Source organism: Rufibacter tibetensis (assembly GCF_001310085.1).
Taxonomy (GTDB): Bacteria; Bacteroidota; Bacteroidia; order Cytophagales; family Hymenobacteraceae; genus Nibribacter; species Nibribacter tibetensis.
The window spans coordinates 1525075-1540685 of record NZ_CP012643.1 but is presented as its reverse complement, the minus strand read 5'-3'; the positions used below and the strand labels follow the sequence as shown (position 1 = coordinate 1540685).

The following is a 15611-nucleotide window of genomic DNA, read 5'->3' as shown; positions in this document are numbered from 1 at the left end:
TGTGCGTCACATCCTGCTTCTTTTCTGCCTTTTGTTATGGTGCTGTGCTTTGGCTGGTAGCACCTTTGCGGCTGTTCCTGCGCAGGCTCAAGCCGCGGTGCAACCGCTGCAGATTCGCCAGCCCAATCCGCAGAAATTGAAAGAGCTGCGCGAGAACAAAGATTTCCATTACCAGCAGGATGTCAGGCCAGATATGTCTTTCTGGGAGCGCTTCTGGCGGAAAGTGGGAGAATATATCGCCCGTCTATTGGAAGGTAGCTCTTACCAGGGTTTTTGGAAATACATTCTGTACGCCCTCGCCATCGGGACCACGGTGTTTGTGGTATTAAAGCTGTTCCAGGTAGACTTTGTAGGGCTGTTCGGCCGGAAGGCAGCGCCAGCCGCCATTACGTATGACACCTACCGGGAGAATATCCATGAAATTGATTTTGAGTCTCTCCTGGAAGAGGCCGAGACGCAAGGTGATTACCGCCGGGCCGTGAGGTTGTACTACCTGCGCACGCTCAAAGCCCTCACTGACGCCGGACTTATAGACTGGAAACCGGGCAAAACCAATTGGAGCTACGTCTCAGAACTAAACCAATCCCCGCTCAGGAAGCCTTTTGAGCGCATCACCCATTTGTTTGAGTACGTGTGGTATGGTGGCTCCCAGGTAGACAGCGCTTCATTTGAAACCCTGCGGAAGTCGTTTGAGGAGTTTACCGGTTCTTTATCCAAAGCGGCATGAGAGGATACCGGTTGTACGCCCTGGTGCTGGGAGTTCTCTTCGCCGTTTTTGTGGCGGTGGAATACTATCGTCCTAAACCCATAGACTGGAAGCAGACGTTCTCCAATAAAGACAAGATTCCGTACGGCACCTTCGTGCTCTTTGAACTGCTCCCGGATCTTTTTCCAGACCAGCCTGTGGCATCGGTTCGGTTGCCAGTGGTCAACCAGATAGAAGAAGGAAACGCTTTAGCCAAAAACAATTCTGCGCCACTGGTAAACTATGTGTTTGTCAATGGAGCTACCGACGTAAGTAAGCTGGATTTGCAGGCCTTGTTACAGTTTGTGGCGCGGGGCAACAATGTCTTCCTCAGCTCGCACACGTTTTCCCGTCCGTTGCAGGATACCTTGGGCTTTAAGACTGATTTCACAAAAAAGGGCCTAAAGCAGGATTCTCTGGGGCTAGTGTTTACTCACCCGCAACTGCAGCAATTGAAACCGGTGCTGTACGAGCGCGAAAAGGCCAGCCGCATCATCACAATAGACTCTAAACGCAAGGCCAAAGTGCTGGGGAAGAACTCCGTAGGAGATACTACGTTCGTGCAGATTTCTTACGGGAAAGGCAGTTTCTACCTGAGTTCTGTGCCTCTGGCCTTTACCAATTACCACGTCATTGACCCGGCGCAGACCAGGTATGCTACCCAGGCTCTGTCGCATTTACCTGTGCGGCCCGTTTGGTGGGATGAATACCAAAAGCAGGGCGCAGTGGGCAGCAAATCCGTGTTCAGGGTGTTGCTCAGCCATGAGCCGCTGGCCTGGGCGTACTACGTTACTTTAGGCGGGTTGCTGTTATTTGTCTTGTTTGAAAGCAAACGCACGCAACGCATTATTCCAATCATGGAGAAACCCAAAAACACCACACTGGAGTTTGTGCGCGTCATGGGCAACCTGTACTACAATCACCGGAATCACCGCGTCATTGCCGAAAAGAAGATCAACTACTTTCTGGAGTACTTGCGCCTGCACTACTTTGAGAACACCAATGTGGTGAATGAGGAACTGGAGGAGCGGATATTTGCCAAATCGGGCGTGGCCCTGGCAGACGTGACCGAACTGTTCCGGCTGATCCAGCACGTGAATATGGTGGACCGTCTGGAGGAGCAGCATCTCTGGAATTTAAACAAACAATTGGAAAGCTTTTACCGGCAAGCCAGCCGCTAACATACATATCATGGAACGATTAGAAGACGCCGCATTGGGGGTGGACCCGGGCGCAGATTTCTCAGAACTGCAGCACGCCGTAGGCCGCATCAAAGAAGAACTTAGGAAACGCATTATTGGGCAGGAAGCTTTTGTAGACCTGTTGCTGGTGGCTATTTTAGCCGAGGGGCACGTGCTCATTGAGGGCGTGCCAGGTATTGCCAAGACCTTGACCGCCAAACTGCTGGCCCGCACCATAGACGTAGGCTTCAGCCGGATTCAGTTCACTCCAGACCTGATGCCTTCTGATGTACTGGGTACTTCTGTCTTTCACCCCGGCACCGCTACGTTTCAGTTCAAACACGGGCCTATTTTCTCTAACATCGTGCTGATTGATGAGATTAACCGGGCCCCGGCTAAAACGCAGTCTTCTCTGTTTGAGGTCATGGAAGAGCAGCAAATCACGCATGACGGAACCCAGTATGCCCTAGCCGATCCGTTCATTGTGCTGGCCACCCAGAACCCCATTGAGCAGGAGGGAACCTACCGCTTGCCTGAGGCCCAGCTGGATCGTTTCATGTTCAAGATTCTGGTGCACTACCCATCCCTAGCCGAAGAAGTAGCCATTCTGGAGGTGCACCACAACCGCCCAACCGTACAGCGGGAACTGGACGAGGTGCAACCCGTGCTTACCGCCCCCAGTGTTTCGGCGCTGCGGAAGCAGGTGAAAAGCGTACACGTAGATGCTAACGTGCTGGAGTACATTGCCAATTTGGTGGTGCAAACCAGAGCCAATAAGTCTTTGTACCTGGGGGCTTCCCCGCGGGCTTCGCTGGCCTTGCTAAGCAGTGCCAAAGCCTTGGCCGCCATCCGGAACCGTTCTTTTGTGACCCCTGAAGACGTACAGGAGTTAGCCCCCTCGGTGTTACGGCACCGCATTCTGCTTTCCCCGGAGCGGGAGATGGAAGGTGCCACGCCAGATGATGTCATCAAGCAAATCATTCAGAAAACAGAGGTTCCCCGCTAGTGTCCTTTCTCCGTAGCCTTTACTTCACCAGGTACTTTTTCTACGCCCTGTCTGCGGCGGTAGGGTTGTTTGTGCTGGCCTTCTTTTTCCCGGCGTTTCTGTTCCTAGTGAAGATTCTGTTTGGCGGGCTGGTGCTGTTTGTGGGAGTAGACATGGTGGCGCTGTTCCGGCACCCTGACGGGATTATGGCTTCACGCAGCATGCAGGAAAAACTCTCTAACGGAAGCGAAAACCCGGTGTACCTGTATGTGGAGAACCGCTATGCTTTCACGGCGCGGCTGGAGGTGCTGGAGGAACTGCCGTTCCAATTTCAGAAGCGCGATGCCAGTTTTCTGGTGCAGGTGCCCAAGGGCGAGACGCACGTGATTGAGTACCAGTTACGCCCGACGCAACGCGGGGTGTATTCCTTTGGCGCCACCAACGTGTTTGCAAACGGACCCATGCAGCTGGTGCGGCGGCGTTACCGGTTCGGACTGGGGCAGGAGGTGCCGGTGTACCCATCCTTCATCCAGATGCGGCAGTATGAGTTGCTGGCAGCCTCGCAGCACCTGACGGCCATGGGTATCAAGAAAGTGCGGAAAGTGGGACACAGTGCCGAGTTTGAGCAAATCAGGTCGTATGTAGCGGGAGATGACCAGCGGACCATCAACTGGAAAGCCTCGGCCCGCAAAGCGGATCTGATGGTGAACCATTACCAGGAAGAAAAGTCGCAGCAGGTGTATTGCCTCATTGACAAAGGGCGCGTCATGGAAATGCCCTTCGCCGGTTTAAGTTTGCTGGACTACGCCATCAATGCCACGCTGGTGCTGTCTAACGTAGCGTTGCGCAAAGAAGACAAAGCAGGGTTGATCACGTTCTCAGACCAAATTGGCTCCATGCTGCCTGCTGAGCGCCGGTCTTCGCAGTTGCAGAAGATTCTGGAAGTGCTCTACAACCAAACCACTAAGTTTCAGGAAACGGATTTCCAGCGGCTGTACGTGACCGTTCGGTCCAAGATAAAGCAACGCAGCCTGTTGTTGCTCTTCACCAACTTTGAAACCCTGAACGGAGCCAAACGTCAGTTGCCCTATCTGCGCAAACTAGCCAAACACCACTTGGTGCTGGTCGTCTTCTTTGAAAACACCGAGACCCGCGACCTCCTGGAAAAGCCCGCCGACAACTTGGAGGAAATCTACCTGAAAGCCATTGCGGAGAAGTTTGCCTATGAAAAGCGCCAGATTGTAAAGGAGTTCACCGCCCACGGCATCCACTCGGTCTTAACGCCTCCTGAAAAACTGACGGTAAACGCCATCAACAAGTACCTGGAGTTCAAATCCAGGGGCTTGCTGTAAAGGTCGCTTTTAGCAGTAAGGAAGTTTTGCTTTATGCCCAGTTTTGCAAAAGAAGCGTTGAAATAGCTGGGTTAGTTAAAAGTAACTACCCTCAAAGCAGAAGAAAAGGATAACGGCGTTTTGAAGCTGTTTTGGTTAAATCAGGTCAAAAGCACGGGCGTACTGCGACAGGTCAAAAGAGGAATGGGCGTCTAGCTTTATTTTGAGGTTACGCCGGTGCGTATTCACGGTCTTTTCAGAAATGTACATCTCTTGGGCTATCTCTACCGAGCTTTTCCCTAAGGCTACATGTTTCAGCACTTCCCTTTCCCTGGTCCCCAGGCTGGCAAACTGCTGGTAATGCTGCCTGAGGAATGTATTTTCTTCTATGATTCGGTTTACCTTTGAAGTGACATGGTGCATGGGGTCTACGGCCACGGCAAACGTAATGGTCAGAAGAGGTTGGCCGTCCTCGTCACGCATGAAGATTTTAATGGTGCTTAGGTGGAGCATCCATTCTGCCTGCTCATGAAACCGCACCTGCTGGAAGAAAGACAAGATTTCGTCTTCATCATTGCGCTCCAATAAGCCATGAACTAGTTTGGGAATATATTCAGCAGATTCTATAGGGTTGAAGAAGCGGGAGTGAAAGTCTGGTCCCATTTCCTGCAATTCTTCCAGGGTGACCCCAATCTGCTGCAAGCCTCTTTCTGACATGTACTCCACAGTCAGGTCATTCTTGATGTTGTGGATAACCACTACTCCCGGCAACTGATCTGCGATGGCGGCAATGCAAGCAATTTTTTCTGCTATCTGCTGCTTAGGGCATACTTGCTGAGCAATTCTCATTTTCTCCCACTTTTGTTAGTGCTCTGTAAATCTAGAAGATTAAATGAAATTATTGCAATACTTTTATATGTAAGTTGAAATAGGATATTTATAGGGTCTTCAACTTAGAGCAATCTACCATGTGTCTGGTCGGTTTTCGTCAAATTACCTCAAAAACATACTTTATTTTGCAAGTTTATATAACCATTCCGTTGCTTTAGAAGAAGGTTGTTTGTGGTGTTTATTACTTTTTATAGATATCTTCCTTGGCGAAGAGAGTAGTTATAGTCTTTTTCAAAGGAGTATATGAAGGGTGAAATATTTAAGGCAATTCTTCTTATGAACATGCAGGAGAAAGGTGTTTGAAGAGGTGGGGAGTGCAACAAAAGAGCCATGTCTGAGTTTAAACTAGTACCCTTCTTTCAGGAAGAACACCTAACGTGATTCAAATGTCAGTTACCCTTTTTCGCAACTACCGCTACCTTTCCCTTCTGTTTCTATCTCTGTTTGTCATCAGTTGTAAAGAGACGGTAGTAGCCCCCAGAAAGTCTTTTTCCTTAGCCGATGAACAGTTGCTGCTGGGAAATCCCAGCGGAGCCACGGCTGATATCAGTAACGAGAACAACTTCCTTATTTCCAGAGCACAATACGCCTTGTCCTACAGCCGTGACAGGGGCACGCCAAACTGGGCGAGTTGGCATGTTAGTCCTGCCTGGTTGGGTTCTGCTCCCCGCCAAGATGATTTCCGGGCCGATGCCTCTCTTCCGCAAGGGTGGTACCGGGCTTCCTCCTCCAGTTATTCAGGCACTGGTTTTGACCGGGGCCACAATGTTCCATCGGGTGACCGGACCAAGACCGTGGAAGATAACTCCACTACCTTTTTGATGACTAACATAATTCCGCAGGCCCCTAAGAACAATCAGGAAACGTGGGGAAATCTGGAAGACTACACGCGGAGCTTGGTCCAGAAAGGAATGGAGGTGTATGTTGTCATGGGCAGTTACGGGGAAGGTGGCTCCGGCACCAATGGCACGCTCAAAACCATTGACAACGGCCGGATCACGGTGCCTGCCCGCATTTGGAAGGTGCTGGTAGTTTTACCCCAAGGGGAAGATGATTTAAGCCGTATCACTACTTCCACCAGAGTTATTGCAATAGACACGCCCAACAGAAACACGGTAGGTTCTAAATGGGAAACTTACCTTACTACCGTAGACGCCATTGAAGAAGCAACTGGTTATGATCTGCTTTCAGCATTGCCCAAGCAGTTGCAGCAGGTATTAGAGTCCCGGGAAGACAATACTCCGGTAGTCCGTTAAAAGCAAATTGTAATTCCTGTTCACGAAGTAAGTAAACAGGTAGAATGACTTTTGCCTGACTGATATGGAGGTATTGAAGTATACTCTGCCTCGCGTAGCGCGAATTATTTCAGAATCTTCAATCACAGCTTGACACGGTAGTGCAGATGCCATAAAAGTATCCTGAACCATAAAGTAAAAGAGGCTGTCCGATTTTCGGGCAGCCTCTTTTACTTTATGGAAATCTTGTTAATGTTTTATCATCAATAGCTTACGAATCGCCACTTCTTTAGCAGGGAAAAAGAAGTTGGTTCTTGTCAATGTAGCTGTGTGTACAATGAGAAGCTACAAGGCTTGTGAAAGGTCGTTTGTAGGCCTATACAAAATAACTATGGAGTATTACCTGAGGTTTAGGTAGAACGTCGGGACAAGTGTGCTTAGTGGCACTGCAGACTTCAGAACAATCTTTGACTTAAATATATAATTAAATTTCTATATTTAGTGCAGCTTAAAGGTGGTTATTTAGCTGTCTTCTTTACGCTTGGTTTACTAGTCTTCCATCATTTACATCCTTACGTTCACGCCCATTCTTTATGCAGAAAATCTACCTATTGTGGGTGCTCTTCTTGTTTGCTGTTCAAATTCAAGCCCAACCATCCTCTAAAAACATAAATCTTAGAGTGTTCCTTGACTGCCAGGCATACTGTGACCAAGACTTTATCAAGAGGGAAATCAACTATGTGGATTATGTGAATGACCGCTTTCAATCAAACGTTTTTGTGCTGGTCACTTCCCAGGAAACAGGCAGCGGAGGACGGGAGTATAAACTGCAATTCTCGGGGCAAGGTAGATTTGAAGGCATGAAGGATACAATATCCTACATACGGCCAGCTACTGCCACAGATGATGAAGATAGAAGGCAGGCAGCAGAGAAAATCAAACTTGGGCTGCTTCCTTTTATTCTGAAGACAGAAAAAGCCAAAGATTTGGTTATTAGCTTCAAAAACACGGTAGAGAATGCCCCTTCTACCGGAACTGCACCTTCAGAAGATCCCTGGAATTTCTGGGTTTTCAACATTAACCTGAGGGGGTACTTCAGCGGTGACAAAAACTACTCAAGCAACAATCTCAGCAGTAGCCTTTCTGCCGACAGGGTAACCGACAAACTCAAAACTAATTTGTCTGCCAGTATTAACCATAGTACTAACAGGTATGGCGAAGGCGAAAACGAATTTAAATTCTCAAATAGGCAGTACAATTTCAATAACCTAACGGTCTGGTCTGTTACTGACCACCTTTCCTTAGGGGGCTATTTCAATGTGCAACGGGCAGACTTCTCAAACTATGATTTGACGGCATCTATATCGCCGGCCATTGAATACAACCTATTCCCATATAAACAATCAAACACCAGCTATGTGGGGTTGATGTACAAGGCTGGTCCTCGTTATTTCAATTACAAAGAAGAAACCATCTACAATCAACTGGAGGAGCTGCGTTTTCAGCATACATTGTCTCTTGACCTGAGCTTTAACCAGAAATGGGGGCAAGTGAGCGGATCCACCTCTTACAGCCAGTTCTTCCATGACTTTGGCAAAGACCGGCTTTCCTTCTCAGGCAACGCAGATATCCGCATTTTCAAGGGGCTTTCTTTTAATGTAGGGGGCTACTATGCCTATCAGCGGGACCAACTAAACATTGTCAAAGGGGAAGTGTCTGATGAGGATTTATTTACCAGACGCCGTCAGTTGAACTCAAACTATGATTTCTTTTTCAACTTCGGCATCAGATACAGGTTTGGCTCTATTTTCAACAATGTAGTAAACCCCAGGTTTGAGGGGGGAGGAGGGTCTTTTTTCTTCTTTTAACAAGATATGGCGCCGGAATTGGACCCTGTTAAACCTTCAGAAAAACTAGTTATAATATTAAGATTAGCAGGGTGCATGATTCCACGGTAGTGCAGAGCCATGAAAATATCTTGAATCATAAAGTAAAAAGGGCTGTCCGGAAATGGGGCAACCCTTTTTGCTTTATGTGCCCTGTTCTGGTTTTGCAGTCTGATTAATTGGCCCATCTCTATTGAAGTATACACCAAGCTTTTTCCTGGGAAGTTCAAAGGCTGATCTGCAAAAAAAGATGTGGATTTCACCAAGTATTAAGGTCTATTTTCCCATCGGCGGCTACGTATTAGAAGGGGGCATAGGGTTGCTTGGCAATCCAGTAGTATCAGCCAAATTGGTAAGAAACAATTTTAAGAGTATTATTGGGGCTGCCCAGAGGTTTGTTCTAGTGGGTGAATGGCAAACTTTTTCCTGTAATTCTATGCTCAAGTATGTATTAGCCCCCTTGCTGTTTGTTTGTCTTTTCCTACAGAAGGTACAAGCGCAACAGGCGTACCCAAGTACCCTTACAGTCGCTCAAGACGGCAGTGGAAACTACAAAACCATTCAGGAAGCTGTTAATTCAGTTCGGGATCTAGGCCAGAAACGGGTTGTCATTCATATAAAGAAAGGCATCTACAAAGAAAAACTAATCGTTCCTTCGTGGAAAACCAACATCTCTCTGATTGGAGAAAGCCCTGAATCCACCATTATTACCGGCAACGATTTTTCTGGAAAACTGGTGGAGGGCGGAAAAGACGCCTATAAATTAGAGAAGTTTTCTACATACACCTCCTATACTGTCCTGATCCAGGGAAATGGGGTGCAACTAGAGAACCTAACTATCGAGAATACCGCAGGCCGGGTGGGACAGGCAGTCGCCTTGCATGTAGAGGGCGATAAGATCATTGTCCGTAATTGCCGTATTCTTGGAAACCAAGACACCCTATACACTGCCACAGCAGAAAGCCGGCAATACTATGAGAACTGTTATATAGAAGGTACTACTGATTTTATTTTTGGGGAAGCGACCTGTGTTTTCCAAAGCTGCACCATCAAGAGCCTTGCGAACTCCTACATTACCGCTGCAGCCCAGCGGCAGTCGCAACAGTTTGGCTACGTTTTCTTTGACTGTAAATTGATAGCCGCTCCACAAGCTGAAAAAGTTTACTTGGGGAGACCATGGCGACCTTACGCAAAAACAGTGTTTATCCGGACAGAAATGGGGGCTCATATCACTCCTGAGGGATGGAATCCTTGGAAAGGAGATAAGATGTTCCCTGACAAAGAAAAAACAACGCACTATGCTGAATACCAAAGCAGCGGAGCAGGAGCTAACCCCTCTAAACGGGTTTTGTGGTCAAAGCAACTTTCAAAGAAGGAGGCAAAAAAGTATACCCTGGAAAATATCTTTGCCGGAAAAGAGGCTTGGAAGCCAGGTAGCTTAGATAATAACTAACGCGGACCAGTAGCACTAAGGGATGTCTTCCAGATGCCGCTTTCTTCTGCATCAAGGCATCCCATTCCTTTGCAACATAGGTCGTCAGTTACGCTCAACCCAATCTCTCCACTCCCCTATTTACTCTTGTAAACCTTCTTTAAGAAAGAATCAATATAGGAGACCATCGGTTCAAACCAGGAATCAAACAGGGGGAAGGTGTGTGGGGCTTCCGGGAACGTATGTACCTCTGAATAAATATGGTGTTGGTCTAAAACCTTCCTGAAGTCGTCGCGGCCAGCATGCATCCTGTCTACTGAACTGTTGATGAAAAGGAACGGCGGCGAATTTTTGCCTACATGCGCCAACGGCGATGCTTCTTCCCATAAAGCCATCTTTTCTTTCTTTGGGAACCCAAACCAGTAGGTGGCGGCTGAGGTAGAGCGGGAATCATCTCCTTCGCCAGATTCTGGGTGCGCAAAAGAAAGTGTACCATCAATGTCTACCACGGCGTGCACCTGACTGGAAGCATTGCTTGGGCAGTTGTTGCCCTCAAATTCAGCCTTCTTGTTAGTGGCACCCAAAAATGCTGCCAACTCGCCACCCGCTGAAAAGCCAAGGGCCGTAATTTTAGTTGTATCCAGGTTGTACTGCTTTGCATTTGTTCGTAACCAACGCACTGCTGATTTTAGGTCGTGAATGGCAGCAGGATAGAGGGCTTCGGTGGAGAGACGGTATTCTACGGTAAAGCAGGCATAGCCCAGTGCCGCCAGTCTTTGAGCCAGCGGAATGTGTTGCTCCCTTGAGCCACTGCGCCAGCCACCCCCATGGATAATAAGAATGGCCGGAGTTTTCCCTTTGGTCTTCTTCTTTGGGAAGAAGGCATCAAGTGCCAAATCCCGGTTTCCTATGCGGCAGTACACCACATTCCGTTTTTCCTTCACAGATGGCAGAGAGAACTCCTGTACCAACTTGATGTCAGGATGCTTCTTCTTTGCCTGCAGGTAAGCGCTGTGGTTGGTGAAACTAGTATCTCTTTTCCCTGTTAAACCTGAGGTCATTTGAGCCATAACCGAAGCTGATGAAAGCAGCAGGAGAAGGCTTAGAAGATAGTATTTCATAAAAAGGTGATATCTGGTTTTGTGAAGTAAACGAAAGTTTCCTAAGTAAAATTGAAATGGTTTGTAATGAGTTGGACAGCCATTGATTTAAGTGAAGCCTTTAAATAATGGTACTACTTGCCCTCTCTTTTTAGGCGCAAGCAATTTAATAAGCTATAGTAGTTTGCAAACAAAAAAGCCACTTACAAGTTTTATCTCGTAAGTGGCTTTTTTAGAAGCTCCCCCTCTTGGGCTCGAACCAAGGACCCCATGATTAACAGTCTTGTTACTGCTGGTTGCTGATGTTTGCTTTTTATTGTAAATGTTTGTTTTGAGGTAAATTGAAGCGTTTTTGTCTATTAGTGTTTGCTGTTTTTTGTTTTTAATCTAAGTATTTGTGTGCAAATTGTGTGCAAACAAACTTGAATAGGAATGGCAGCAATAGTTCATACCTCTATAATACTAGATACCCGGAGAGCCTTGAAAGATGGGACTTACCCATTAAAACTGCGATTGACATGGTTAAGGCAGCGCAAGTACTTTCTTACGCCATATAGCCTCACAGAGGAGGATTTCGCCAAAACACAGGGTGAAAAGCCCAGGGGTAAGTACAAAGAGCTTCAGATTGCTTTTCAAGCAATTGAGTTACGTGCAGTAGAAACCATCAATAAATTAGAGATTTTCTCTTTTGAGGCTTTTGAAAAAAGGTTTCTGGATGTGGCAAACAAACAAGACGTCCTGGCTTGCTTTGCTAACAAAATTGAGTCACTTAAGAAGGATGGAAGGGTAGGGACTGCCGAAAGCTATGCAAGTGCCTGTGCCTCCCTACTCGCCTATTCAAATAAGAAAGTAATCCTTTTCTCATCATTAACCCCGGAGTTTCTGAAGCTGTATGAAAAGTGGATGTTATCTAAGGGAAAGTCTCTCACCACAGTTGGTATATACCTGCGCACTCTGAGGGCCATATTCAATGATGCGATTTCTTCCGGAGAAATAAGCCTGGGTCAATACCCTTTCGGTAAAAGAAAGTATCAAATTCCAGTAGGCCGCAATATCAAGAAGGCTTTAGTGCTTAGTGATATAGAGAGGATTTTTAACTATAAACCAAAAAACGATAGTGAAGCCAAAGCCAGGGATCTCTGGATATTCTCTTATCTCTGCAATGGTATAAACATTAAAGACATCGCTCGTCTAAGATACAAGCAAATTGAGCCAGACAGAATAACATTTGTAAGGTCCAAAACTGAGCGAACCAGTCGGCAAAATCCAAAGGTTATTACGGCTATGCGGACCCCTGAGGTGGATGAAATAATTGATAGATGGGGCGTTAGTCCTAGAAACCCCGAAAGTTATGTGTTCCCTTTATTAGCTGAGGGGTTGACGCCGGAAGGTGAGTTAGCAAGCGTCCGCCTTGCTACCAAAAGCATAAATAAGTACATGAAAAGGATAGCAGCATCTGAGGGAATTGAAAAGCCAGTCACGACCTACGCCGCCAGGCATTCTTTTTCAACAGTGCTCAAGCGCTCTGGGGCTTCCATTGAGTTTATCTCAGAATCATTAGGGCATAGTGATTTGAAGACGACAGAAAGCTACTTAGATAGTTTTGAAGACAATGTGAAGAAGAAATTTTCAAGCGTGCTTACTGCTTTCAAAAAAGAAGTGGAATAGGTTGATGCTTAAGCAGGCAAACGCTTGCTCAGCTGCCCTAAGGTAAGGAGAATAATAAGCAGTCTGATCCTTATCAGACTATACAATCTTAGAATTCCACCTATCAAGCAAGAAACCAGAATCAGGTGTGAAGGCTTAGTCTTATTGCCTTAGAATATCTTCTCTAAATACTTGCCCCTATACAGGATTAATCTATTTCTTAAGGCTAGAATTCTAAGCATTAATTAAGCATGTATAATATGAGAAAGGGTATTTGCTTTACATAACAGACATTATAGAACTATAAGCCAATTGATGTTAAGTAAGAGAAACGGATTAAGCTATGCGGCGGCGAAGCTGCAGTATAGATGTGGTTAGCAATATTTATTGATTTGGGGGATATTGTGTTTCTCTGATTCTGTCAATTAAGTACTGATATTTAGCTTTAACTCTATCTAACTCCTCTCCTTTAAGGATTTTGGAGAGAAAGACTGTAGAATCTTTAATCTCTTCAAAGATTTCAGTTCTCTTTATTGGATGTAATCCTAAAGGGCTATTTAGCATATGTTTGAAGATAGTAGCCAAATTAATTTCCAGTCCATTTTTGATAGTGTATTCTTTATTATTTGTGGTTTTACTTTCGGAGAAAGGTAGAAAAAGTAGTTTCATTAAGTTATAAGACTGACTATTTTTTACAATCAAAGAGCAGTAGTCGTCAAGGATAATTCTTGGATGACTAGCTAAGTTTGTTTCTAAATCATAGGCATTGACCATTGCTGGTCCAAAAAGTGGACCTCCTTCTACATGTACTAGCCTCCCTACTGTTATACTACCCCTAATTAAAATTTTAAAATCTTTCCATAGTCTATAAATCAAACGACCTAAATATTCGATTAAAGACATAGCATACATATCATTTTCTAACCCAATTGATAAAACTATACTATCAGAAAAATGAGTTACCTTAATTGATGATTCACCAAGAAGTGCTTTAGACATCATTGACCTAGTTTGCTTAACTTCTTCTATTTCAGATTTAGGTATAGCATTCAAATTAAGTTCGGCGAACATCTCACTTGTGATAAATTCACTATTCATCGTGCTTAATACTTCAAAAACCTGTTTTGCATAATTACTGTCAGCGGTTGTTTTATTTACAATATTCCTAAATCCTAATATATCTATAAAAGCAGTTATTCGGTTTTCGTACATATTATTTATAATTGTTGCTAAAGGGCTAACCTAAACGGCGGCGAAGCTGACGTTTAGGTTAGCCCTTTAGCAGTAGTATTTCTTAGTTCAATTTATAAAAATCTTTAAAGTAGGGTTCCAGCATATTATTGTTTATTCTGTCAATTAGAGGCTCAATAAAATTTGCGAATTCATCATTAGAAGGAAACAATTTTTCCACTCTTGAGATATTGCCAAAATCACAGTTTGTATCTAAGTACAAGGCTACCCAAATTTGCCTGGCACATCTGTTTTTATTAAGTCCCCAACCTGTATTTAAGAACTTCGCATCTTGACTGTCTGGCCTTAAAAACTCTGAATAATTAAATTTAAATTCTCTGTAGTCTAATTGAAATCTTTCTTGTGGAGCAAGAACATAAATAACTGGAGGGGATTGTAATTCATTAAGATTGTATTTATAAAAACATTTGCCTTTTTCTTTGATAAACTGATGGGTTGCGAAAAATAAAGCAGTTTCAATATTAGTAGTTGAGTCCAGTCCGACACTAGGAAATCCGTAGTGTTGTGCTATTGCCAAGGAAAATACAGAAAACTTAACGTTTGTTTTGAAATTTAATAGGTCTCGGTGAAACTTATCTTTTTGTGTTATAGAAGCCTTTGAAACTAAAGAGTCTAGATATAAGTGCAACAGGTTATTCCATAATGGCATTATGTCATCCATTGAAATGTCCTTTCTAACTGCTGAGGGAATAAGAGATGGCTCTAATATAGTTTCATCACCATATAGATGCTTTTTTTCTTTTATACAGCGGTCAATATAAAATTCCTTATTTTGACCTCTATATTGTATAAGCAGATTCTCATCTCTATTCTCAATACTGTTTATGAAATTGTCTAATTCAGCCCTGCTCTTTAATAATATTCGAGGAATTTTTCTGAATGGTATCCTGAGGAAACCATAATTTTCAAGCTGATCTCCAGAGTACATTGGAATACTCTCGGTATATCCATAAACTACAGCTTCTTCTGTTATTAATTCTTCATCATATACTAATCCATAATTACTGTCAATTAGTGTATTGTTATTACGCTTTGCTTTACTTACATTTCGTTCATTGCAAAATGGAGATATTATATTTTTATACTGTTGAACATTTTTACTGTGAAAATCTCCTGAAATTTCTTTACAGTTTAGAATATTTGGCATTGAATTATAAAATGGTTGAGAGGGCTTGTTTTAGGGATAACTCCTGAGCTAATTTTAGATTTTGGATATCTATTGGCAATTCACTTGTTAAGCACCAATATCTATATCCATTATATGGACTATTTCCAGCTTTTTCTCCCGCATCGAATTTTTCTAAATTTTTGTAATGACTTGCAATTCTTTTCTCAATATAAACAAGAAGCTCTGATGCAGTTCCTGGCTCTAGGTAAGCTCTAGCGTTTAGTTGTTTCATTTCTTGCCAGTTTATAGAAAGTACTTCAACAGAATTAATTAAAAAATTGACAGGGTAATATAAAATATCTAGAATAGAACTCTCTGCAATAATTGCAATTAGTGGTTTGAAAGATAGATTCGAAGGACGTTCGTGCAACTTTGGATTTCCTTTAAGCTCACCTGTGAATCGGTAGTTCAACAACCATTGAATGGCATCATCATCCATTGATAGATTATCGTTAGTATTCACCAATAATTCTAAAGTTTCTTTAGGGATTTTGAATTTCGACAAAAAGTCTCTTACTAGATTATATAGATCCCAATCTTCAGCTTTATGAATAGTCTCTGAACCTAACAAAAGAACAGATTTCTCCATCGCTGTATGTTTAGAATTATTTAAATCATTAACAGCTTGAACAACTGTTTTGTAGTCTATATAGCTGGAAATTTGTCTTGAAAATGAGTCTATAGTCATTTTTATCCTATTATTGTTATTACTGCTAACGGTTAGTGTAAACGGCGGCGAAGGCCGTCGGCCGAGATGAC

13 protein-coding genes are annotated in these 15611 nt (G+C 44.3%); 8 read left to right on the top strand and 5 right to left on the bottom strand.

Features of this window, described 5'->3' with window-relative positions; all coding sequences use genetic code 11:
* The first annotated feature begins 1 nt into the window (after position 1).
* The 4 genes from DC20_RS05935 to DC20_RS05920 are packed head-to-tail and all read left to right on the top strand — an operon-like array spanning position 2 to position 4263.
* A complete protein-coding gene (locus DC20_RS05935) occupies positions 2-727 on the top strand; it encodes a DUF4129 domain-containing protein (protein WP_169788164.1) in 726 nt (241 codons plus the stop codon).
* Positions 724-1926, top strand: a complete 1203-nt coding sequence (locus tag DC20_RS05930) for a DUF4350 domain-containing protein (RefSeq protein WP_062542985.1) — start codon at positions 724-726, stop codon at positions 1924-1926. Before DC20_RS05935 ends, DC20_RS05930 begins: the two co-directional genes overlap by 4 nt.
* Positions 1927-1936: 10 nt before the next feature.
* Positions 1937-2932, top strand: coding sequence for an AAA family ATPase (locus tag DC20_RS05925; RefSeq protein ID WP_062542984.1), 996 nt, complete (start codon positions 1937-1939; stop codon positions 2930-2932).
* On the top strand, positions 2932-4263 hold the full coding sequence (locus tag DC20_RS05920; protein WP_062542983.1) for a DUF58 domain-containing protein: 1332 nt from the start codon (positions 2932-2934) through the stop codon (positions 4261-4263). The genes DC20_RS05925 and DC20_RS05920 overlap by 1 nt, the downstream gene beginning before the upstream one ends.
* Positions 4264-4398: 135 nt before the next feature.
* Here the strand turns inward: DC20_RS05920 and DC20_RS05915 are convergent, their stop codons facing one another.
* The gene (locus DC20_RS05915; protein WP_062542982.1) at positions 4399-5091 is read right to left on the bottom strand and encodes a helix-turn-helix transcriptional regulator; all 693 of its coding nucleotides are present in this window, start codon (positions 5089-5091) and stop codon (positions 4399-4401) included.
* Positions 5092-5519: 428 nt separating this feature from the next.
* Between DC20_RS05915 and DC20_RS05910 the strand changes: the two genes are divergently transcribed.
* The 3 genes from DC20_RS05910 (at position 5520) to DC20_RS05895 (ending at position 9707) form a co-directional block, all read left to right on the top strand.
* A complete protein-coding gene (locus DC20_RS05910) occupies positions 5520-6389 on the top strand; it encodes a DNA/RNA non-specific endonuclease (protein ID WP_062542981.1) in 870 nt (289 codons plus the stop codon).
* Positions 6390-6961: 572 nt separating this feature from the next.
* A complete protein-coding gene (locus DC20_RS05905) occupies positions 6962-8236 on the top strand; it encodes a hypothetical protein (RefSeq protein ID WP_157593065.1) in 1275 nt (424 codons plus the stop codon).
* Between the two features lie 454 nt (positions 8237-8690).
* Positions 8691-9707 carry a pectinesterase family protein gene (locus tag DC20_RS05895; protein ID WP_062545827.1) on the top strand — a complete coding sequence of 339 codons (1017 nt, stop codon included), beginning with the start codon at positions 8691-8693 and terminating at the stop codon, positions 9705-9707.
* A 116-nt stretch (positions 9708-9823) separates the two neighbouring features.
* On the opposite strand, the gene DC20_RS05890 is transcribed toward DC20_RS05895, so the two are convergent.
* A complete protein-coding gene (locus tag DC20_RS05890; RefSeq protein ID WP_062542978.1) occupies positions 9824-10807 on the bottom strand; it encodes an alpha/beta hydrolase in 984 nt (327 codons plus the stop codon).
* Positions 10808-11218: 411 nt separating this feature from the next.
* Between DC20_RS05890 and DC20_RS05885 the strand changes: the two genes are divergently transcribed.
* Entirely contained in the window at positions 11219-12454 is a 1236-nt protein-coding gene (locus tag DC20_RS05885) for a site-specific integrase (RefSeq protein WP_062542977.1), read from the top strand.
* Positions 12455-12817: 363 nt separating this feature from the next.
* Here the strand turns inward: DC20_RS05885 and DC20_RS05880 are convergent, their stop codons facing one another.
* The 3 genes from DC20_RS05880 to DC20_RS05870 form a co-directional block, all read right to left on the bottom strand.
* Positions 12818-13645 carry a hypothetical protein gene (locus DC20_RS05880; protein ID WP_062542976.1) on the bottom strand — a complete coding sequence of 276 codons (828 nt, stop codon included), beginning with the start codon at positions 13643-13645 and terminating at the stop codon, positions 12818-12820.
* An 82-nt stretch (positions 13646-13727) separates the two neighbouring features.
* A complete protein-coding gene (locus tag DC20_RS05875; RefSeq protein WP_062542975.1) occupies positions 13728-14831 on the bottom strand; it encodes an FRG domain-containing protein in 1104 nt (367 codons plus the stop codon).
* A 4-nt stretch (positions 14832-14835) separates the two neighbouring features.
* Positions 14836-15540: a hypothetical protein gene (locus DC20_RS05870; RefSeq protein ID WP_062542974.1), complete on the bottom strand. Its 705-nt coding sequence runs from the start codon at positions 15538-15540 to the stop codon at positions 14836-14838.
* Between the last annotated feature and the right edge of the window lie 71 nt (positions 15541-15611).

Excerpts from the sequence above, each read along its gene's own strand:
- DC20_RS05930 (WP_062542985.1), top strand. The coding sequence starts at position 724 with ATGAGAGGATACCGGTTGTACGCCCTGGTGCTGGGAGTTCTCTTCGCC.
- DC20_RS05925 (WP_062542984.1), top strand. The coding sequence starts at position 1,937 with ATGGAACGATTAGAAGACGCCGCATTGGGGGTGGACCCGGGCGCAGAT.
- DC20_RS05915 (WP_062542982.1), bottom strand. The coding sequence starts at position 5,091 with ATGAGAATTGCTCAGCAAGTATGCCCTAAGCAGCAGATAGCAGAAAAA.
- DC20_RS05910 (WP_062542981.1), top strand. The coding sequence starts at position 5,520 with ATGTCAGTTACCCTTTTTCGCAACTACCGCTACCTTTCCCTTCTGTTT.
- DC20_RS05905 (WP_157593065.1), top strand. The coding sequence starts at position 6,962 with ATGCAGAAAATCTACCTATTGTGGGTGCTCTTCTTGTTTGCTGTTCAA.
- DC20_RS05895 (WP_062545827.1), top strand. The coding sequence starts at position 8,691 with ATGCTCAAGTATGTATTAGCCCCCTTGCTGTTTGTTTGTCTTTTCCTA.
- DC20_RS05890 (WP_062542978.1), bottom strand. The coding sequence starts at position 10,807 with ATGAAATACTATCTTCTAAGCCTTCTCCTGCTGCTTTCATCAGCTTCG.
- DC20_RS05885 (WP_062542977.1), top strand. The coding sequence starts at position 11,219 with ATGGCAGCAATAGTTCATACCTCTATAATACTAGATACCCGGAGAGCC.
- DC20_RS05880 (WP_062542976.1), bottom strand. The coding sequence starts at position 13,645 with ATGTACGAAAACCGAATAACTGCTTTTATAGATATATTAGGATTTAGG.
- DC20_RS05875 (WP_062542975.1), bottom strand. The coding sequence starts at position 14,831 with ATGCCAAATATTCTAAACTGTAAAGAAATTTCAGGAGATTTTCACAGT.
- DC20_RS05870 (WP_062542974.1), bottom strand. The coding sequence starts at position 15,540 with ATGACTATAGACTCATTTTCAAGACAAATTTCCAGCTATATAGACTAC.